Raw genomic sequence first — 18765 nt, 5'->3', positions numbered from 1 at the left:
GCAATCCCTGTGGGCGCTGGCCTTGCCAGCGATAGGTAATGGAGATCCTGATGACCGCCCCCAAAGCCCATACCGACGTCGTCCAGCGCCAGTTCGGCGAGCAGGCCTCGGCCTACCTGAGCAGTGCCGTACACGCCCAGGGCAGCGAATTCGCCTTGCTCCAGGCCGAGCTGGCCGGGCAGCAGCACGCCCGCCTGCTCGACCTGGGCTGCGGGGCCGGTCACGTCAGCTTCCAGGTGGCCCCGCTGGTCGCCGACGTGGTCGCCTACGACCTGTCGCAGCAGATGCTCGAGGTGGTTGCCGCGGCGGCGGCCGAGCGGGGCCTGAACAACATCGTGACCGAACGCGGCGCCGCCGAGTGCCTGCCGTTCGCCGACGCTTCGTTCGACTTTGTCTTCAGTCGCTACTCGGCGCACCACTGGAGCGACCTCGGCGTGGCCCTGCGCGAAGTACGCCGGGTGCTCAAGCCGGGCGGGGTGGCCGCCTTCGTTGACGTGATGTCACCGGGCAGCCCGCTGCTCGACACCTACCTGCAAAGCGTCGAAGTGCTGCGCGACACCAGCCATGTGCGCGATTATTCCGCCGCCGAATGGCTGCGCACGGTCAGCGATGCCGGCCTGTTCGCCCGCAGCCACAGCCGTCAGCGCCTGCGCCTGGAATACACCAGCTGGGTCGAGCGCATGCGCACCCCGGAACCGATGCGTGCGGCGATTCGCCAGTTGCAGCAGGCGATGGGTGAAGAAGTGCGGCAGTATTATCAGATCGAAGCCGATGGCTCCTTCAGTACCGATGTCTTGGTACTCTGGGCCGAGCGCTAGTATTTTCCGGTGGGCCGATCACGGCGCGCCGCTTGAATTGAGATAGAGGAAAGCATGAGCAAGCAGATTCTGATTCTCCCAGGTGATGGCATTGGCCCGGAAATCATGGCCGAAGCGGTCAAGGTGCTGGAGCTGGCCAACGACAAGTTCCAGCTCGGCTTCAGCCTCACCCACGACGTGATCGGCGGCGCGGCCATCGACCAGCACGGTGTGCCACTGGCCGACGAAACCCTGGAGCGTGCGCGCCAGGCCGACGCCGTGCTGCTGGGTGCCGTGGGCGGACCGAAATGGGACAAGATCGAGCGCGACATCCGCCCGGAGCGCGGTCTGCTGAAAATCCGTTCGCAACTGGGCCTGTTCGCCAACCTGCGTCCGGCGATCCTCTACCCGCAACTGGCCGACGCGTCTTCGCTGAAGCCGGAAATCGTCGCCGGCCTGGACATCCTCATCGTTCGTGAGCTGACCGGCGGCATCTACTTCGGCGCGCCACGCGGCACCCGCGAGCTGGACGGCGGCGAGCGTCAGGCTTACGACACCCTGCCGTACAGCGAAAGCGAAGTGCGCCGCATCGCCCGTGTCGGCTTCGACATGGCCCGCGTGCGTGGCAAGAAGCTCTGCTCGGTGGACAAGGCCAACGTACTCGCTTCCAGCCAGTTGTGGCGTGAAGTGGTGGAAGACGTCGCCAAGGATTACCCGGACGTCGAGTTGAGCCACATGTACGTCGACAACGCGGCCATGCAACTGGTGCGCGCGCCGAAGCAGTTCGACGTGATGGTCACCGACAACATGTTCGGCGACATCCTGTCGGATGAAGCTTCCATGCTCACCGGCTCCATCGGCATGCTGCCGTCGGCCTCGCTGGACGCCAATAACAAGGGCATGTACGAGCCGTGCCACGGTTCGGCGCCGGACATCGCCGGGCAGGGCATTGCCAACCCGTTGGCGACCATCCTGTCGGTGTCGATGATGCTGCGTTACAGCTTCAACCAGCAGGCGGCCGCCGAGGCCATCGAGCAGGCGGTCAGCCTGGTACTGGATCAGGGCTTGCGTACTGGCGACATCTGGTCGGCCGGTTGCAGCAAGGTGGGTACGCAGGAAATGGGCGACGCAGTAGTCGCAGCGCTGCGGAATCTGTAATCTCTCTGGCCCGCTGCCGATTTATCCCCAAGGCAGCGGCCCACTTTTAGCGAAGGTGTAGTTGCGATGAAACGTGTAGGTCTGATCGGTTGGCGCGGTATGGTCGGTTCCGTGCTCATGCAGCGGATGCTGGAAGAGCAGGATTTCGATCTCATCGAGCCGGTGTTCTTCACTACCTCCAATGTTGGAGGCCAGGGTCCGTCGGTGGGTAAGGACATTGCTCCGCTCAAGGACGCGTACAGCATTGAAGAGCTCAAGACCCTCGATGTGATCCTGACCTGTCAGGGTGGCGACTACACCAACGAAGTCTTCCCCAAGCTGCGCGAGGCCGGCTGGCAGGGCTACTGGATCGACGCCGCGTCCAGCCTGCGCATGCAGGATGACGCGGTCATCGTCCTGGACCCGGTCAACCGCAAGGTGATCGACCAGCAGTTGGACGCCGGCACCAAGAACTACATCGGTGGCAACTGCACCGTCAGCCTGATGCTGATGGGCCTGGGCGGCCTGTTCGAAGCCGGCTTGGTCGAGTGGATGAGTGCCATGACCTACCAGGCGGCCTCGGGCGCCGGTGCGCAGAACATGCGCGAACTGATCAAGCAGATGGGCGCCACCCATGCCGCCGTGGCCGATGACCTGGCCAACCCGGCCAGCGCGATCCTCGACATCGACCGCAAGGTTGCCGAGGCCATGCGTAGCGAAGCCTACCCGACCGAGAACTTTGGCGTGCCGCTGGCCGGCAGCCTGATTCCGTGGATCGACAAGGAGCTGCCGAACGGGCAGAGCCGTGAAGAGTGGAAGGCCCAGGCCGAAACCAACAAGATCCTCGGTCGCTTCAAGAGCCCGATCCCGGTCGATGGCATCTGCGTGCGTATCGGGGCCATGCGGTGCCACAGCCAGGCGCTGACCATCAAGCTGAACAAGGACGTGCCGATTGCCGACATCGAAGGCATGATCAGCCAGCACAACCCTTGGGTGAAACTGGTGCCGAACCAGCGCGAAATCAGCATGCGGGAGCTGAGCCCGACCAACGTCACCGGTACCCTGAACATCCCGGTGGGTCGTCTGCGCAAGCTGAACATGGGGTCGCAATACCTCGGTGCCTTCACCGTGGGCGACCAGTTGCTGTGGGGTGCGGCCGAACCGCTGCGCCGCATGCTGCGGATCCTGCTGGAGCGTTGATCGCTGCGGCCGCGTGAACACGGACCCGCACTGCTTGTCAGTGCGGGTTTTTTATTTTCTGTGTGCGCCTCATCGCCGGACGAAAGCCTTACCTAGCGAAAGGAATCCAAGTAAAGTGCCGCTCCCCCCGCTCCAGCAGAGGAATTTCCCATGAGCCAGCCTATTGATATCGCCGTAATCGGCGCCACCGGTACCGTCGGCGAAACCCTCGTCCAGATCCTCGAAGAGCGCGATTTTCCGGTCGGCACCCTGCACCTGCTGGCCAGCAACGAATCGGCCGGCAGCGCGGTCAGCTATCGCGGCAAGAACCTGCGCGTGCGTGAAGTCGACGCGTTCGACTTCAGCCAGGTCAAGCTGGCCTTTTTCGCCGCCGGTCCGGCGGTGACCCGCAGCTTCGCCGCCCGCGCCGAGGCCGCCGGTTGCGCGCTGATCGATTTGTCTGGTGCGCTGTCGGCGGCCCAGGTGCCGGCCGTGGTTCCCGAAGCCAACCCGGCTGCGCTCGATGGCCTGAGCGCCCCGGTGCAGGTCGTCAGCCCAAGTGCTGCCGCCGTTGCCCTGGCCGTGGTGCTGGCGCCGCTGCAAGGCCTGCTCGACCTTGAGCGGATCAACCTTACCGCCTGCATGGCGATCTCCGCCCAGGGCCGCGAAGCGGTGGGCGAGCTGGCTCGGCAAACCGCCGAGTTGCTCAACGCGCGCCCACTGGAGCCACGTTTCTTCGACCGCCAGGTAGCGTTCAATCTGCTCGCCCAGGTCGGGGCCAGCGACGTCGACGGGCATGGCGCGCTGGAGCGCCGGCTGGTGAGCGAGTTGCGCGAATTGCTCGGCTTGCCTTTACTAAAGATTTCCGTCACTTGCGTTCAAGTCCCGGTGTTTTTTGGCGATAGCTACAGTGTGTCGGTACACAGCCGCAAGGCGGTCGACCTGGCGGCGGTGAACGCAGCGCTGGAAAGCGCCGCAAGCGTCGAGCTGGTCGATGGCGACGATTATCCAACGCCTGTGGGTGACGCAGTCGGCCAGGATGTGGTCTACGTTGGACGGGTGCGTGGCGGCATCGACGAGGCTGAGCAACTGAACCTTTGGCTGACCACCGACAACGTGCGCAAGGGCGCGGCATTGAACGCGGTACAGCTGGCGGAATTGTTGATAAAAGGCCTTGTGTAAAAGATACTTGGCAACACTTTGCATAAACATCTTGAATTGCTGGAAGTGAGCGGCCCTGTGGCGCTTGCGGGGCAGGTCGTAGGCAGTGCCTCAGGGCGGTTTTTCACTTCTTCTCGGTTGCCGGGGAAGGTTCACACAAAGGATGAGGTCATGCTTCGAATTCGCAAACTGGTGTTAGCAATAGCCGCAGCGTCGGCGCTGTCTTCCGGTATGGCGCATGCCCTCGGGTTGGGCGAACTGACCCTCAAGTCGGCCCAGAATCAACCGCTGGAAGCCGAGATCGAGCTACTCGATGTCAACGGTCTGAGCGCCGCCGAAGTGCTGCCGAGCCTGGCCCCGGCCGACGAGTTCAGCAAGGCGGGCGTCGAGCGCCAGGCCTACCTCAACGACCTGCGTTTCACCCCGGTGATCAACCCTGGCGGCAAGAGCGTGCTGCGGGTGACGTCGAGCCAGCCGCTACCGGCACCGATGGTCAAGTTCCTGGTGCAGGTCATGTGGCCGCAGGGCCGTCTGTTGCGTGACTACAGCGTGCTGGTCGACCCGTCCAAATTTTCCCCCGAGGCCGCCAAGGCGGCTGCTGCAGTCAGCCCGGCGGTTACCGCGCCGGCGCAATACACCACGGTGCGCCGCGATACCCTCTGGGAAATCGCCTCGCGCGCCCGCCAGGGCGGCGGTTCGGTGCAGCAGACCATGCTGGCGATTCAGGCGCTCAACCCGGACGCCTTTATCAACGGCAATATCAACCAGTTGAAAACCGGCCAGGTATTGCGCCTGCCCGATCAGCAACAGATCCAGAGCACGCCGCAACCGCAGGCGGTCAAGGAAGTGGCCGCGCAGTACGCCGCCTGGCGTGAGGGCCGGCGTCTCGGCCCGCGCGCGCGCCAACTCGATGCGACCCGGCGCGCCGGCACCGAGGCGGCGCCTGCGCGCATCGCCCAGCAGGACAACCTGCGTCTGGTCAGCCCAGGCGGCAAAGGCGCGGCGGGTGACAAAGCCCTGGCCGACAAGCTCGCGACCACCCAGGAAAGCCTCGACTCCAGCCGTCGTGAAGGCGACGAGCTGAAAAGTCGGGTGTCCGACCTGCAAAGCCAGCTGGACAAACTGCAAAAGCTGATCGCCCTGAAAAACGATCAGTTGGCGCGTCTTGAGGCACAGAGTGCGCAGCCGGCTGCTCCGGCCGCCGCACTGCCAGGCGCCGCCCCGGCGATCAACGCCCAACTGCAACCGGCCCCGACCCCGGTCGACACGGTGGTCAGCCCGGCGCCGGCGGCGGTCGACACCGCGCCGCCAGCCGAAGCCCCGGTCGCCGATGCCGCCGCCACCCCGGACGCTGACCAGAGCAGCGCCAGTGCGCTCGACGATCTGCTCGGCAACCCGCTGTTGCTGGCGCTGATCGGTGCGTCGGCGTTGCTCGTCCTGTTGTTGCTGCTGCTGTTGCTGGCGCGCAAGCGCAAGGCCCAGCAGGAAGCGGAAAAACACATGCGCATGGCCCGCGCCCTGGCCGAAGAAAGCGACCTGGGCCCGGACCTGGACCTGCCACAAAGCAGCTTCGAAGGCCTCGAAGTGGCGCCGCCTACCGTCATTCTGGCACCTGCTGTGGTGGCGGCGTCGGCGGCGGCTGCGAGTGCCGCCGAAGTGCCGGACGCAGCGGCCAAGCTGCAACCTGCGCCAGAACCGCTGGTGGTTGCCGCTCCTGAGCCGGTGGTGGTTGCCGAGCCTGTAGCGGCGCCGAGCGCCGAGCCGGTGGTGGCGGATACGTCGTTTGCCCAGCCGGTTGTCGCCGCGTCGGCGGCCGATGCAATCCTCACCGAAGCGGAAATGGCCATTGCCCGCGGTCGCCTGAACCATGCTGCCGAATTGCTTGAGCCGGCCGTGGCGCAGTCGCCGGAGCGCAGCGACCTGCGTCTGAAACTGATGGAAGTCTATGCCCGTCAGGGTGATCGCGACGCCTTCACCGGTCACGAGCGCCAGCTGATCGCCACTGGCCAGAACCATGCCGATGTCGAAGCGCTGAAGAGCCGCTTCCCGGCCATGGCCGCGGTCGTCACTGCCGGTATCGCCGGTGCGGCGATGCTGGCCTCGGCGCTGGACGCCGACGCTGTGCAGGCGTTGCTCGCCGAAGAGCCGCAAGCGCCAGCGCTGGACCTGGAGCTGCCGGCCGAGGCCGACCTGGACGACGCCTTCGACCTGAGCCTGGACGATCTGGACGGGCTGGAGGATCTGCAACCGCAGGCCTTGGCCGAGCCCGAGCCGCAGGAGATTGGCGTGCAGCCAGAGCCTGCCGTTGCCGAAGTCGGCGAGCCCGCCGCGCTGGACGACCTGGACTTCGACAGCCTGTTCGAGGAGCACGCTCCAGCTGCCGCCGAGCCGGTCGCCGAGCCAGTGGCTGAGGTGCCGGAAGTAGCGGTCGAGGTGCCGGTCGAACCTGTCCCTACGCCAATGCCGAGCCTCGACGATCTGGCCGATTTCGACCTCGATGTTGGTGGTGACGCTGCCCAACTGCCGGCCAGCGAGCCGCTGGACATCGAGGCCGAACTGGCCGCATTCGACCGCGACCTGGGCCTGGAAGCCGATCTGCCCGAGCTGGACCTGCCGGAAGATTTCGACCTGTCGCTGGCCGATGAGACGCTGTCGGAAGCCGATGCGCGGTTTGCCTCGGAGCTGGACGACGTCAACGCCGAACTCGACAAGCTCTCGGTCAGCCTCGAACAGCCGCCCATCGAAGCGCATTTCACCGCCGAAGACGCCAAGCTCGCCGATTTCGACGACCTCGACATGGGCGACGACTTCGACTTCATGAACGGTACCGACGTCAGCGCCACCAACCTCGACCTGGCGCGTGCCTACATCGACATGGGCGACCATGACGGCGCGCGTGACATCCTCCAGGAAGTGGTCAAGGACGGCACCGCCGAGCAGAAGCAGGAAGCCGAGGATATGCTCAACAAACTGGTCTGAGTCGTTCCCTCGCAGCGCCAACGGCAGCCCAGGTGGCTGCCGTTGTCGTTATAATCCCCGGCATTGCTTAAACCGACAGGCTTTATCTCCTTGGAAATCATCGATAACGCAGCTGCCGAATCGGCGGCCGAAGGCTACTTCCGCATCGCCCTGGGCGTTGAATACAAAGGTTCGCGCTACCACGGCTGGCAGCGTCAGGCCAGCGGCGTCCTGAGCGTGCAGCAAACCCTGGAAGAAGCGCTGTCGCGGGTGGCCGACTCGCCGGTAACCATCCATTGCGCCGGGCGCACCGACGCCGCGGTACATGCCAGCGGCCAGGTGGTGCATTTCGACACCCGCGCCGTGCGCAGCATGAAAGCCTGGACCATGGGCGCCAATATCAACCTGCCGCATGACATCAGCGTGACCTGGGCGGCGGAGATGCCGGCGCATTTCCATGCCCGCTTCAAGGCCAAGGCCCGGCGCTATCGCTATATTATCTACAACGATCAGGTGCGCCCGGCGCATCTCGGCGACCAGGTCACCTGGAATCACCGGCCGCTCGATGTCGAGCGCATGGCACAGGCGGCCTCTTATCTGGTTGGCACCCATGACTTCAGCTCGTTCCGCGCCAGCCAGTGCCAGGCCAAGTCGCCGGTCAAGGAGATGTATCACCTGCGGGTGACCCGGCACGGCAAGATGATCGTCCTCGACATCCGCGCCAGCGCCTTCCTGCATCACATGGTGCGCAACATTGCCGGCGTGCTCATGAGCATTGGCGCCGGGCTGCGTCCGGTGGAGTGGGCCGCTGAAGTGCTGGCTGCCCGCGACCGCCGGGCGGCGGGGGTGACCGGGCATCCGTTCGGCCTGTACCTGGTGCAGGTGGAGTACCCGCCAGAGTACGCGCTGCCGTCTCGTTACATCGGTCCACATTTCCTTTCCGGCTTCGAGTCGTTGGCGGCTGACGACCCGCAAGTCATTTGCTAACATCCGGGACTTTCCGAATCAGCTGAGGTTCACGGGGCTATGTCTGCCGTTCGCAGCAAGATCTGCGGGATTACCCGTATAGAAGACGCATTGGCCGCCGTCGAGGCCGGGGCCGATGCCATTGGCTTCGTGTTCTACGCCAAGAGCCCGCGGGCAGTGACGGCCGAGCAGGCGCGGGCGATCATCGCCGCGCTGCCGCCGTTCGTGACCACCGTGGGCCTGTTCGTCGATGCCAGCCGTTGCGAGCTGAACGAAATCCTCGAGGTGGTTCCCCTCGACCTGCTGCAATTCCATGGCGATGAAACCCCGGCCGACTGCGAGGGCTATCACCGGCCGTGGATCAAGGCGCTGCGGGTACGCCCGGGCGACGACCTGCAGGCCAGCTGCACGCTGTACCGCAATGCCAGCGGCATCCTCCTCGACACCTATGTAGCCGGGGTGCCCGGGGGTACCGGCGAAGCGTTCGACTGGGCGCTGGTGCCGCCAACGCTGAGCAAGCCGATTATCCTTGCTGGTGGCCTGTCGGCCGCCAATGTCGCTCAGGCAATTGCCGTGGTGCGGCCGTATGCGGTGGATGTCAGCGGCGGTGTGGAAGCGGCCAAGGGCATCAAGGATCCACTGAAGATCGAAGCGTTCATGCGCGCCGTGCGGCAGGCGTGAAAGGGCAGGGCATCGCCGATGTGACGGCTGGCTGCGCGCAATCGTCCATAGCTTTCGCAGCCCGTTGCTGCCGGATCGCGCCGCAGGGCCGGTCGAAATTATCGGGTGGCGCCACTGGCGTCGCCTTTACAGGTTGACGATGGATCGGGCTCAGGGTGCCAGCGCTGAACGTGCAGCGCCGGGGGCCGATCATCATCGCGTCATACACGAATTGAGCTCAAGGGCATACGCGTGACCCGGCAACATTTGCCTGCCGGTCGCCGCTACTGGAGAAAGAAAGCATGAGCAACTGGTTAGTAGACAAACTGATCCCTTCGATCATGCGTTCCGAGGTGAAGAAGAGCTCGGTGCCGGAAGGCCTGTGGCACAAGTGCCCGTCCTGCGAGGCCGTGCTCTATCGTCCGGAGCTGGAAAAGACCCTGGATGTCTGCCCCAAGTGCAACCACCACATGCGCATTGGTGCACGTGCGCGCATCGACATCTTCCTCGACGCCGAAGGCCGTGTCGAACTGGGCGCCGAGCTGGAGCCGGTCGACCGTCTGAAGTTCCGTGACGGCAAGAAGTACAAGGATCGCCTGACTGCAGCGCAGAAGCAGACCGGCGAAAAAGACGCATTGATCTCCATGAGCGGTACCCTGCTGGGCATGCCGATCGTGGTCAGCGCCTTCGAATTCTCGTTCATGGGCGGCTCCATGGGGGCCATCGTTGGCGAGCGCTTCGTGCGCGCAGCCAACTATGCTCTGGAAAACCGTTGCCCGATGGTCTGCTTCTCCGCTTCCGGCGGTGCACGCATGCAGGAAGCGCTGATCTCGCTGATGCAGATGGCCAAGACCTCCGCCGTGCTGGCGCGTCTGCGCGAAGAAGGCATTCCGTTCATCTCGGTACTGACCGACCCGGTCTACGGTGGCGTTTCTGCCAGTCTGGCGATGCTCGGCGACGTCATCGTCGGTGAGCCAAAGGCGCTGATCGGCTTCGCCGGCCCGCGCGTGATCGAGCAGACCGTGCGGGAAAAACTGCCGGAAGGCTTCCAGCGCAGCGAGTTCCTCCTGGAGCATGGTGCAATCGACATGATCATTCCGCGTAGCGAGCTGCGTCCACGCCTGGGCAGCCTGCTGGCGCAAATGATGGGCCTGCCGACGCCGAAGTTCGTCGCGCCGGTCATCGAGCCGATCGTCGTTCCGCCAGTGCCTGCCAACGTATGACCGAACGTACCCTTGGCGACTGGCTCGCCTACCTCGAGCAGTTGCACCCGTCGGCCATCGACATGGGCCTGGAGCGTTCGCGCCAGGTTGCCGCACGGCTCGGGCTGGGCACGCTGGCGCCACGGGTAATCACGGTGACCGGCACCAACGGCAAGGGCTCGACCTGTGCGTTCATTGCCGCATTGCTCAGGGCCCAGGGCCTGAAGGTCGGCGTGTACAGTTCGCCGCACCTGTTGCGTTACAACGAGCGGGTGCTGCTGAATGGCGCCGAGGCCGGCGACGCCCAGCTGTGTGAAGCGTTCGCGGCCGTCGAGGCGGCCCGTGGCGAAATTTCCCTGACCTACTTCGAAGCCGGCACCCTGGCGGCGTTCTGGCTGTTCAGTCGCGCAGCGCTGGATGCCGTCGTGCTGGAAGTGGGCCTGGGCGGGCGTCTGGACACGGTCAACCTGGCCGATGCGGACCTTGCCGTGGTCACCAGCATTGGCGTCGACCACGTCGATTACCTGGGCGATACCCGCGAGCGGGTGGCATTCGAAAAGGCCGGGATCTTCCGTGCCGGCAAGCCGGCCCTGTGTGGCGACCTCAGCCCGCCGCAGCCGTTGCTCGACAAGGCGCGCGAGCTCAAGGCGCCGTTCTTCCTGCGTGGCCGTGATTTCGATTTGGCCAGCACCGATCAGTTCTGGCAATGGCGTGGCGTCGATGCGGCTGGCGAGGTGGTCGAGTTGCGCGACCTGCCATTGCTCGACCTGCCGATGGAAAACGCCGCCCTGGCCTTGCAGGCCTACCTGCTGCTGGATCTGCCGTGGCAGCCAGAGGTCATCGCCCAGGCGTTGCAGGCCGCACGGATTGTCGGTCGTCTGGACCGTCGGCGCATCACCTGGCAGGGTAAGGTGTTGAACCTGATGCTCGACGTCGGGCACAACCCGCATGCTGCCGAGTACCTGGCCACGCGGCTGGCCGCACGGCCGCCACGTGGCAAGCGCCTGGCGGTGTTCGGCCTGCTCGCCGATAAGGATCTGGATGGCGTGCTCGCGCCGCTGACGTCGCGGGTGGATGCCTGGGCCGTGGCCCCGCTGGATACCGCTCGCAGTCGGCCGGCTGGGCAGTTGCAATCGGCTCTGGAGAACCTTGGCGCAACGGTGCAGTCTTACCCTAGTGTCGCCGCCGCCCTCGACGGGCAGTGCGCGCAAGCGACGGCGGATGACGAGATCCTGCTGTTCGGCTCATTTTTCTGTGTCGGCGAGGCCCTGCAATGGCTCGACCGGCAGACCATGGAGGTAGGAACAGATGGCGTTGCTGGATAAAGTCGTCAAGCAGCGGATGGTCGGTGCCCTGGTACTGGTGGCACTGGCGGTGATTTTCCTGCCGATGCTGTTCACCCGTGAAGACGAACTGCGCCAGGTGCGCGTCGAGGCGCCGGAAGCGCCGGCGGTGCCGACGCTGCCGCAAGTGCAGGTCGAACCGGTGGCCGTGCCTGAGCCGCAAGTGCTCGAAGAAGCCACCGTTGCCAGCCAGCAGCCAGCGCCGCCGAGCACGCCGATTGCCGTCGATCCGGTGGTTGCTGCGCCTGCGCCAACCCCGGCTCCAGTGCCTGCGCCGGCCCCCGTGGTCAAGCCGGCAGCGCCCGTGGCCAAACCTGCGCCGGCCGTTGCCAGTGCTCCAGCCAAGCCTGCCGCTGCGGCGCCGGCCAAGGTCGACGGTAATGGCCTGCCGGTCAGTTGGTCGGTACAGCTGGCCAGCCTGTCTAATCGGGCCAGCGCTGACAGCCTGCAGAAAACCCTGCGCAGCCAGGGTTACAACGCCTATATCCGCTCTGCCGACGGTATGAACCGGGTGTTCGTCGGGCCGTTGATCGAGCGTGCCGAGGCCGAACGCCTGCGCGACCTATTGGGTCGCCAGCAGAAGCTCAACGGCTTTGTGGTCCGCTTCCAGCCCGAGCGCAATTGATGCCTGCCGTCCGGCCTGTGCCAGACGGCAAATCACTGCTTACCGATAGCCCCTCGCTCTGGTAAAATGCGCCGCCTTATCCGTTTGCAGGCAACACTGTGGCATTTACCTGGGTCGACTGGGCGATTCTTGCGATCATCGCCGTTTCTTCGCTGATCAGTCTCAAGCGCGGTTTCGTCAAAGAAGCCTTGTCGCTGCTCACCTGGATCATCGCTGGTGCGGTGGCCTGGATGTTCGGTGGAGCCTTGTCGCAGTACCTCGAGGGGTACATCCAGACGCCATCGGCCCGTGTTATCGCCGGATGCGCCATTCTTTTCGTCGCCACCCTGCTGGTGGGGGCCATGATCAACTTTCTCATTGGCGAGCTGATCCGCGTGACTGGGTTGTCCGGCACCGATCGATTCCTTGGCATGGCGTTCGGCGCCGCGCGAGGTGCCTTGCTGGTGGTGGTGGCTGTCGGGCTGCTGAGCCTGGGCCCGGTACAACAGGATCCGTGGTGGCAGGAGTCGCGGCTTTTGCCACAATTTCTATTGGTAGCTGACTGGTCGAAAAACCTCATTCTGGGGTTGACCAGCCAGTGGCTAGCCAGCGGGATCAGCGCACCGGCTGATCTCCCGTTCAAGGAACAGCTGCTTGGGCCCAAAACGCCCTGAGTCCTGTTCAGTCCAGTTTCATTAAGTAGGGGTTGCGTCGCATGTGTGGCATCGTCGGTATCGTCGGTAAGTCGAACGTCAATCAGGCGCTGTATGACGCGCTAACCGTCCTCCAGCACCGCGGCCAGGATGCTGCCGGTATCGTGACCAGCCATGATGGCCGGTTATTCCTGCGCAAGGACAACGGCCTGGTCCGTGATGTCTTCCAGCAGCGCCATATGCAGCGCCTGGTCGGCCACATGGGGATCGGCCACGTGCGCTACCCGACCGCGGGCAGCTCGACCTCGGCCGAGGCCCAGCCGTTCTACGTCAACTCGCCGTATGGCATCACCCTGGCACACAACGGCAACTTGACCAACGTCGAGCAGCTGGCCAAGGAGATCTACGAGTCCGACCTGCGTCACGTCAACACCAGCTCCGACTCGGAAGTGCTGCTCAACGTCTTCGCCCATGAGCTGGCGGTGCGTGGCAAGCTGCAACCGACCGAAGAAGACGTGTTCGCCGCCGTGACCGACGTGCACAACCGCTGTGTCGGCGGTTACGCCGTGGTGGCGATGATCACCGGTTACGGCATTGTCGGCTTCCGTGACCCGAACGGCATCCGCCCGATCGTCTTCGGCCAGCGTCACACCGACGAAGGTGTGGAGTACATGATCGCTTCCGAGAGCGTCTCCCTCGACGTACTCGGTTTCACCCTGATCCGTGATCTGGCGCCAGGCGAGGCGGTGTACATCACTGAAGAGGGCAAGCTGCACACCCGTCAGTGCGCGACTAATCCGCAACTGTCGCCGTGCATCTTCGAACACGTCTACCTGGCCCGTCCTGACTCGATCATCGACGGCGTCTCGGTCTACAAGGCACGCCTGCGCATGGGCGAGAAACTCGCCGAGAAGATCCAGCGCGAGCGCCCTGACCACGACATCGACGTAGTCATCCCGATTCCCGACACCAGTCGCACCGCGGCGCTGGAACTGGCCAACCACCTGGGCGTCAAGTTCCGCGAAGGCTTCGTCAAGAACCGCTACATCGGCCGTACCTTCATCATGCCTGGCCAGGCTGCACGGAAGAAATCCGTACGGCAGAAGCTCAACGCCATCGAGCTGGAATTCCGCGGCAAGAACGTGATGCTGGTCGACGACTCGATCGTGCGCGGTACCACCTGCAAGCAGATCATCCAGATGGCCCGCGAAGCCGGCGCGAAGAACGTCTACTTCTGCTCGGCAGCCCCGGCGGTACGCTTCCCTAACGTCTACGGCATCGACATGCCCAGTGCCCATGAGCTGATCGCGCACAACCGCAGCACCCAGGATGTCGCCGAACTGATCGGCGCTGACTGGCTGGTCTACCAGGACCTGCCGGACCTGATCGAAGCGGTCGGCGGTGGCAAGATCAAGATCGAGCATTTCGATTGCGCAGTGTTCGACGGCAAGTACGTCACCGGCGACATCGACGAGGCCTACCTGGACAAGATCGAGCAGGCCCGCAACGACGCCTCCAAGGTCAAGAATCAGGCCGTCAGCGCTATCATCGACCTTTACAACAACTGACAGGGGAGCAGCGGCATGACACAGGAATGGGATGCCGGGCGCCTGGACAGCGACCTCGAAGGGGTCGCTTTCGACACGCTGGCGGTACGCGCCGGCCAGCATCGCACGCCGGAAGGTGAGCACAGCGATCCGCTGTTCTTCACCTCCAGCTACGTGTTCCGTACGGCGGCCGATGCTGCTGCACGGTTCGCTGGCGATGTCCCAGGCAACGTCTATTCGCGCTACACCAACCCGACCGTGCGGGCTTTCGAGGAGCGCATTGCCGCCCTGGAAAGCGCCGAGCAAGCGGTTGCCACCTCCACCGGCATGGCCGCGATCCTCTCCACGGTGATGGCCCTGTGCAGCGCCGGCGACCATGTACTGGTGTCGCAGAGCGTGTTCGGTTCGACCATCAGCCTGTTCGAGAAGTATTTCAAGCGCTTTGGTGTGCAGGTGGACTACGTGCCGCTGGCCAACCTGAGCGCGTGGGACCAGGCGATCAAGGCCAACACCAGGCTGCTGTTCGTCGAGTCGCCGTCCAACCCGCTGGCCGAACTGGTCGATATCGCCGCGCTGGCGGAAATCGCCCACGCCAAGGGCGCCATGCTGGTGGTCGACAACTGCTTCAGCACCCCAGCCTTGCAGCAGCCGCTGAAGCTCGGTGCGGACATCGTCGTGCATTCGGCAACCAAGTTCATCGACGGCCAGGGCCGTTGCATGGGCGGCGTGGTGGCGGGGCGTAGCGAGCAGATGAAAGAGGTGGTCGGCTTCCTGCGGACCGCCGGGCCGTCGCTGAGCCCGTTCAACGCCTGGATCTTCCTCAAGGGGCTGGAAACGCTGAACCTGCGCATGCGTGCGCACTGCGCCAACGCTCAGGCCCTGGCCGAATGGCTGGAGCAGCAGGACGGCATCGAGAAGGTGTATTACGCTGGCCTCGACAGCCATCCGCAACACGAGCTGGCCAAGCGCCAGATGCGTGGCTTTGGTGCGGTGGTGAGCTTCGAGGTCAAGGGCGGCAAAGAGGGGGCCTGGCGCTTCATCGATGCCACCCGGCTGATCTCGATCACCGCCAACCTGGGCGACAGCAAGACCACCATCACCCACCCGGGCACCACCTCTCACGGCCGCCTGTCGCCGCAGGAGCGTGAGGCCGCCGGGATCCGCGACAGCCTGATCCGGGTTGCCGTGGGCCTGGAAGACGTTGCCGACCTGCAGGCCGACCTGGCCCGTGGCCTGGCGGCGTTGTGATCGACTGGTCGGTGGCCGAGACCGACCATAACGGCCGTGTCGCGTTGGTCACCGGTGCGGCCCGCGGGATTGGCCTGGGCATTGCTGCCTGGCTGATCACCGAGGGCTGGCAGGTGGTCCTCACTGACCTCGACCGCAGCCGTGGCGCAAAAGTCGCCAGGCTGCTCGGTGATCACGCCTGGTTCGTTGGCATGGATGTCGCCGACGAAGCCCAGGTGATTACCGGGGTCGCGCAGGTGCTTGGCCAGTTTGGTCGGCTTGACGCCCTGGTGTGCAATGCGGCGATTGCCGATCCGCACAACACTACCCTCGAAAGCCTCAGCCTGAACCACTGGAACCGCGTGTTGGCGGTCAACCTCGGTGGGCCCATGCTGTTGGCCAAGCATTGTGCGCCGTACCTGCGCGCGCACTGCGGTGCCATCGTCAACCTGGTGTCGACCCGTGCGGCGCAATCCGAACCGGATACCGAGGCCTATGCGGCAAGCAAGGGCGGGCTGTTGGCCCTGACCCATGCGCTGGCGATGAGCCTGGGCCCGGAGATCCGCGTCAATGCGGTAAGCCCTGGCTGGATCGATGCGCGTGATCCTTCGGTGCGCCGTGCCGAACCGTTGAGCGAGGCTGACCATGCCCAGCATCCGGCCGGTCGGGTCGGCACTGTCGAGGACGTGGCGGCGATGGTGGCGTGGTTGCTGTCGAAACAGGCCGGTTTTGTGACCGGTCAGGAGTTCGTGGTCGACGGTGGCATGACCAAGAAGATGATTTACGCCTGAAGCGGCAAGTTTCGAGCGGTGCCTGGTGGTTTTGCTTTTTCTTGCTGCTTGCCGCTTAAAGTGTGCAGCTGTTTTTGAACTTTTTTAAAAAAACTTCAACAGGGGTATTGACTTAGGTTCGATACCTGCGTAAATTTCGCCACCTCAGCGAAGCACACGGGTGATTAGCTCAGCCGGGAGAGCATCTGCCTTACAAGCAGAGGGTCGGCGGTTCGATCCCGTCATCACCCACCACTTCCTGAGATGTTCCTAGTTACACATTTCGTAAGAAGGTGTAGCGAGAGAGGAACCAGACGCAAGTCTACAATGCGCGGCGGTAGTTCAGTCGGTTAGAATACCGGCCTGTCACGCCGGGGGTCGCGGGTTCGAGTCCCGTCCGCCGCGCCACTTTTCTCCAGATCGGTTTAACCACCGGTTTGAGGTCCGAAGGCACCGAAGCCTTCAGGCCAGATCCCAGTTTCAAACAGGCGAAAGCCTGTGCGATACGCAGCGGTAGTTCAGTCGGTTAGAATACCGGCCTGTCACGCCGGGGGTCGCGGGTTCGAGTCCCGTCCGCTGCGCCATATCCGCCTCGAGGCCCTTGAACTCCTCGAAGCACAAAGAAAGCGACCTCAGGGTCGCTTTTTTTGTTTCTGGCTTTCGGGTTTCCACAGGCTGCTGCACCCGCTGTGGGCTCGCCGTACTGGCGAAGCTTTTCAGGTATGCTCCTACGCTTGCCAACCTAACCAAGGAATGGATATGCAAGCGTTGAAGGGAGCAACTGCGGTAGTCACCGGTGCGGGCCGTGGATTGGGCGCTGCCCTGGCCATCTGCCTGGCGGATGCCGGCTGTCACCTGGTGTTGTGCGGACGTAACCCGCAGGCCCTGGGCCAGGTTGCCGCCAGCATCGAAGCGCGTAGTGGCCGGCAGCCGTTTTGCGTCACCCTGAACCTCGCCGACATGGCCAGCGTCGCCCATGCCGTCGAAGCCATCAATGCCAAACACCCGCAGATCGACATCCTGATCAATAACGGCGCCATGTGGCTGGAAGCCGCCGAACAGGGCTACAGCGCCGAGGCCGTCAGCGGCGTAATCAATGCCGCGGTAACCGGCACCTTCCTGTTCACCCAGGGCCTGCTGCCGGTACTGCGCCGCTCACCGCGGCCGGACATTCTCACCATCGGTTCGATCAGCGGTTTGCCGAATGCGGCGCTGCAGGGCGTCTCTGTGCCGTTCTACGCGGCGAAACAGGCGCAGCGGGCCCTGGCCGAAGGTTTGAGCCAACAGCTCGCAGGAACGCCTGTACGCTCGTTGTGCGTGCACCCGCCGTACTTGGACGACATTTCCCCACTGGAGCCGGCCTGGGAGGCTGCGGCAATGCGGCAGAAGGGCGAGCGCGGGACCAACCGCGATGTGGTTGAAACCGTCTTGTTTGCCCTGAGTCGGCCACGGCATGTGAGCCTGTCGTCGATTGTGATCGACAGCGATGAGGGCGGGCTGTTTGGTTGAGACAGGGGTAAGCGGTCTGCCTATGAAATTTATCCAATCCAACAGACCTGCGGTTTCGATCTGCCGCCAATGTGATGCACAATAGGCGCCGATCGTTTTACCCAGGATTTGTAATGTCAAAGTCTACCGTCTTCGGTGCGCTCGGGCTGGCCCTAGTGCTGGCGGGCGTTTCCGGCTGTTCCTCGAAAAAAGCCGCGATCTACGAACACGAGAATTTCGACGACTCGGGTACCTTCTCGCGCAGCTTTCCCGTGAGCGAAGCCGGCACCTGCGAGGCCGCTCGGCGCGCCTTGCTCAGCCAGGGCTACATCATCACCACCAGCGAGCGTGGCCAGGTCAATGGCAACAAGAGCTTCCAGCAAACCGGTGATTCGCACCTGCAAATCAGCTTCAACGTGGTCTGCGCTGCCGACAGCGGTGCCGACGGCCGTTCGACCATGTTCGCCAACGCCCTGCAGGACCGCTACGCGCTGAAAAAATCCAACACCTCGGCCAGTCTCGGGGTCGGTGTGCTCGGCTCGGTATCGATGCCTATCGGCTCCACCGACGACTCGATGGTCAAGGTCGCCAGTGAAACCGTGACCTCGGCCAAGTTCTACGAACGCTATTTCGCTCTGGTCGAAAGCTTCCTGCCGAAAGAGCCGAAAAAGAACAAAAAAGCTGCCGAAGCGGAAAAACCCGCAGAGAAGCCGGCCGCCGAACTGGGCGTACCGGAGCAAACCCCAGCGCCGCTGCCAAGTGCCATGGCCCCGGCCGCTGCGCAAACCCCAGTGGTTGCTGCTCCGACTGTCGAAACGCCGGCGCCGCAGGCCGTACCGGTCGTCGAAGCCCCGGCCGCGCCGATCGTCGACGACAGCAAGGGCTCGCAGCCTATCGCGCCACCGGCCAGCGCGGCGCCGATCAGCGTCGAGCAAAGTGTGCCGGTCAGTGAGCCGGCGCCGGCTGCGGCCGCTCCGGAGACCCCTGTCGCGCCCGTGCCGGCGCCGCTGTAAGGGGAGAGCGGATAATTTTTGTAACGCCTGCTACGTTTATCTCATTACCCGCCACTGTCA

The 18765-nt window shown here is 64.2% G+C and carries 16 protein-coding genes and 3 tRNA genes; all 19 read left to right on the top strand.

Translation table 11 applies throughout. The annotated features are described in order from the left end of the window. Window positions 1-50: 50 nt before the first annotated feature. The 19 genes from DCO48_RS17055 (at window position 51) to DCO48_RS16965 (ending at window position 18705) form a co-directional block, all read left to right on the top strand. Window positions 51-818, top strand: coding sequence for a class I SAM-dependent methyltransferase (locus DCO48_RS17055; protein ID WP_116551787.1), 768 nt, complete (start codon window positions 51-53; stop codon window positions 816-818). Window positions 819-872: 54 nt separating this feature from the next. Then, window positions 873-1955 (top strand): 3-isopropylmalate dehydrogenase, encoded by a 1083-nt coding sequence (gene leuB / locus DCO48_RS17050; RefSeq protein ID WP_116551786.1) that lies wholly within the window; start codon window positions 873-875, stop codon window positions 1953-1955. A gap of 66 nt (window positions 1956-2021) precedes the next feature. Further along, window positions 2022-3134: an aspartate-semialdehyde dehydrogenase gene (gene asd / locus DCO48_RS17045; protein ID WP_116551785.1), complete on the top strand. Its 1113-nt coding sequence runs from the start codon at window positions 2022-2024 to the stop codon at window positions 3132-3134. A 150-nt stretch (window positions 3135-3284) separates the two neighbouring features. Further along, complete coding sequence (locus tag DCO48_RS17040; RefSeq protein WP_116551784.1) at window positions 3285-4295, top strand: aspartate-semialdehyde dehydrogenase; 1011 nt, start codon at window positions 3285-3287, stop codon at window positions 4293-4295. A gap of 150 nt (window positions 4296-4445) precedes the next feature. After that, window positions 4446-7253 carry a FimV/HubP family polar landmark protein gene (locus DCO48_RS17035; protein ID WP_116551783.1) on the top strand — a complete coding sequence of 936 codons (2808 nt, stop codon included), beginning with the start codon at window positions 4446-4448 and terminating at the stop codon, window positions 7251-7253. Between the two features lie 90 nt (window positions 7254-7343). After that, window positions 7344-8219: a tRNA pseudouridine(38-40) synthase TruA gene (truA, locus tag DCO48_RS17030; protein WP_116551782.1), complete on the top strand. Its 876-nt coding sequence runs from the start codon at window positions 7344-7346 to the stop codon at window positions 8217-8219. 39 nt (window positions 8220-8258) lie between these two features. Beyond that, window positions 8259-8879: a phosphoribosylanthranilate isomerase gene (locus DCO48_RS17025; RefSeq protein WP_116551781.1), complete on the top strand. Its 621-nt coding sequence runs from the start codon at window positions 8259-8261 to the stop codon at window positions 8877-8879. A 281-nt stretch (window positions 8880-9160) separates the two neighbouring features. Next, entirely contained in the window at window positions 9161-10081 is a 921-nt protein-coding gene (gene accD, locus DCO48_RS17020) for an acetyl-CoA carboxylase, carboxyltransferase subunit beta (protein ID WP_116551780.1), read from the top strand. Continuing rightward, window positions 10078-11385 (top strand): bifunctional tetrahydrofolate synthase/dihydrofolate synthase, encoded by a 1308-nt coding sequence (gene folC, locus DCO48_RS17015; protein WP_116551779.1) that lies wholly within the window; start codon window positions 10078-10080, stop codon window positions 11383-11385. The genes accD and folC overlap by 4 nt, the downstream gene beginning before the upstream one ends. Further along, window positions 11369-12028 carry an SPOR domain-containing protein gene (locus tag DCO48_RS17010; RefSeq protein ID WP_116551778.1) on the top strand — a complete coding sequence of 220 codons (660 nt, stop codon included), beginning with the start codon at window positions 11369-11371 and terminating at the stop codon, window positions 12026-12028. The genes folC and DCO48_RS17010 overlap by 17 nt, the downstream gene beginning before the upstream one ends. A 98-nt stretch (window positions 12029-12126) precedes the next feature. Continuing rightward, window positions 12127-12681, top strand: a complete 555-nt coding sequence (locus DCO48_RS17005) for a CvpA family protein (RefSeq protein WP_116551777.1) — start codon at window positions 12127-12129, stop codon at window positions 12679-12681. A gap of 41 nt (window positions 12682-12722) precedes the next feature. Then, a complete protein-coding gene (purF, locus tag DCO48_RS17000; RefSeq protein ID WP_010223267.1) occupies window positions 12723-14228 on the top strand; it encodes an amidophosphoribosyltransferase in 1506 nt (501 codons plus the stop codon). Window positions 14229-14243: 15 nt separating this feature from the next. Then, window positions 14244-15455 (top strand): O-succinylhomoserine sulfhydrylase, encoded by a 1212-nt coding sequence (locus DCO48_RS16995; RefSeq protein ID WP_116551776.1) that lies wholly within the window; start codon window positions 14244-14246, stop codon window positions 15453-15455. A gap of 11 nt (window positions 15456-15466) precedes the next feature. Beyond that, window positions 15467-16225 carry an SDR family oxidoreductase gene (locus DCO48_RS16990; protein WP_165840791.1) on the top strand — a complete coding sequence of 253 codons (759 nt, stop codon included), beginning with the start codon at window positions 15467-15469 and terminating at the stop codon, window positions 16223-16225. Between the two features lie 158 nt (window positions 16226-16383). Beyond that, window positions 16384-16459, top strand: a tRNA-Val gene (locus DCO48_RS16985). 76 nt (window positions 16460-16535) lie between these two features. Beyond that, a tRNA-Asp gene (locus DCO48_RS16980) sits at window positions 16536-16612 on the top strand. Window positions 16613-16711: 99 nt separating this feature from the next. Then, a tRNA-Asp gene (locus DCO48_RS16975) sits at window positions 16712-16788 on the top strand. Window positions 16789-16963: 175 nt separating this feature from the next. Then, complete coding sequence (locus tag DCO48_RS16970; protein WP_165840790.1) at window positions 16964-17713, top strand: SDR family oxidoreductase; 750 nt, start codon at window positions 16964-16966, stop codon at window positions 17711-17713. 113 nt (window positions 17714-17826) lie between these two features. Continuing rightward, window positions 17827-18705: a DUF2242 domain-containing protein gene (locus DCO48_RS16965; RefSeq protein ID WP_116551773.1), complete on the top strand. Its 879-nt coding sequence runs from the start codon at window positions 17827-17829 to the stop codon at window positions 18703-18705. Window positions 18706-18765 lie beyond the last annotated feature (60 nt).

The sequence above is a fragment of the Pseudomonas sp. SDI genome, assembly GCF_003105155.1.
GTDB lineage: Bacteria > Pseudomonadota > Gammaproteobacteria > Pseudomonadales > Pseudomonadaceae > Aquipseudomonas.
The sequence above is the reverse complement of the archived record's forward strand: the minus strand, read 5'-3'. Positions and strand labels throughout refer to the sequence as shown.

Coding starts and splice junctions, on each gene's coding strand:
- DCO48_RS17035 (WP_116551783.1), top strand. CDS start 4,446: ATGCTTCGAATTCGCAAACTGGTGTTAGCAATAGCCGCAGCGTCGGCG.
- DCO48_RS16965 (WP_116551773.1), top strand. CDS start 17,827: ATGTCAAAGTCTACCGTCTTCGGTGCGCTCGGGCTGGCCCTAGTGCTG.
- DCO48_RS16970 (WP_165840790.1), top strand. CDS start 16,964: ATGCAAGCGTTGAAGGGAGCAACTGCGGTAGTCACCGGTGCGGGCCGT.
- asd (WP_116551785.1), top strand. CDS start 2,022: ATGAAACGTGTAGGTCTGATCGGTTGGCGCGGTATGGTCGGTTCCGTG.
- DCO48_RS17055 (WP_116551787.1), top strand. CDS start 51: ATGACCGCCCCCAAAGCCCATACCGACGTCGTCCAGCGCCAGTTCGGC.
- DCO48_RS17025 (WP_116551781.1), top strand. CDS start 8,259: ATGTCTGCCGTTCGCAGCAAGATCTGCGGGATTACCCGTATAGAAGAC.
- folC (WP_116551779.1), top strand. CDS start 10,078: ATGACCGAACGTACCCTTGGCGACTGGCTCGCCTACCTCGAGCAGTTG.
- leuB (WP_116551786.1), top strand. CDS start 873: ATGAGCAAGCAGATTCTGATTCTCCCAGGTGATGGCATTGGCCCGGAA.
- DCO48_RS17040 (WP_116551784.1), top strand. CDS start 3,285: ATGAGCCAGCCTATTGATATCGCCGTAATCGGCGCCACCGGTACCGTC.
- purF (WP_010223267.1), top strand. CDS start 12,723: ATGTGTGGCATCGTCGGTATCGTCGGTAAGTCGAACGTCAATCAGGCG.
- DCO48_RS16995 (WP_116551776.1), top strand. CDS start 14,244: ATGACACAGGAATGGGATGCCGGGCGCCTGGACAGCGACCTCGAAGGG.
- DCO48_RS17010 (WP_116551778.1), top strand. CDS start 11,369: ATGGCGTTGCTGGATAAAGTCGTCAAGCAGCGGATGGTCGGTGCCCTG.
- accD (WP_116551780.1), top strand. CDS start 9,161: ATGAGCAACTGGTTAGTAGACAAACTGATCCCTTCGATCATGCGTTCC.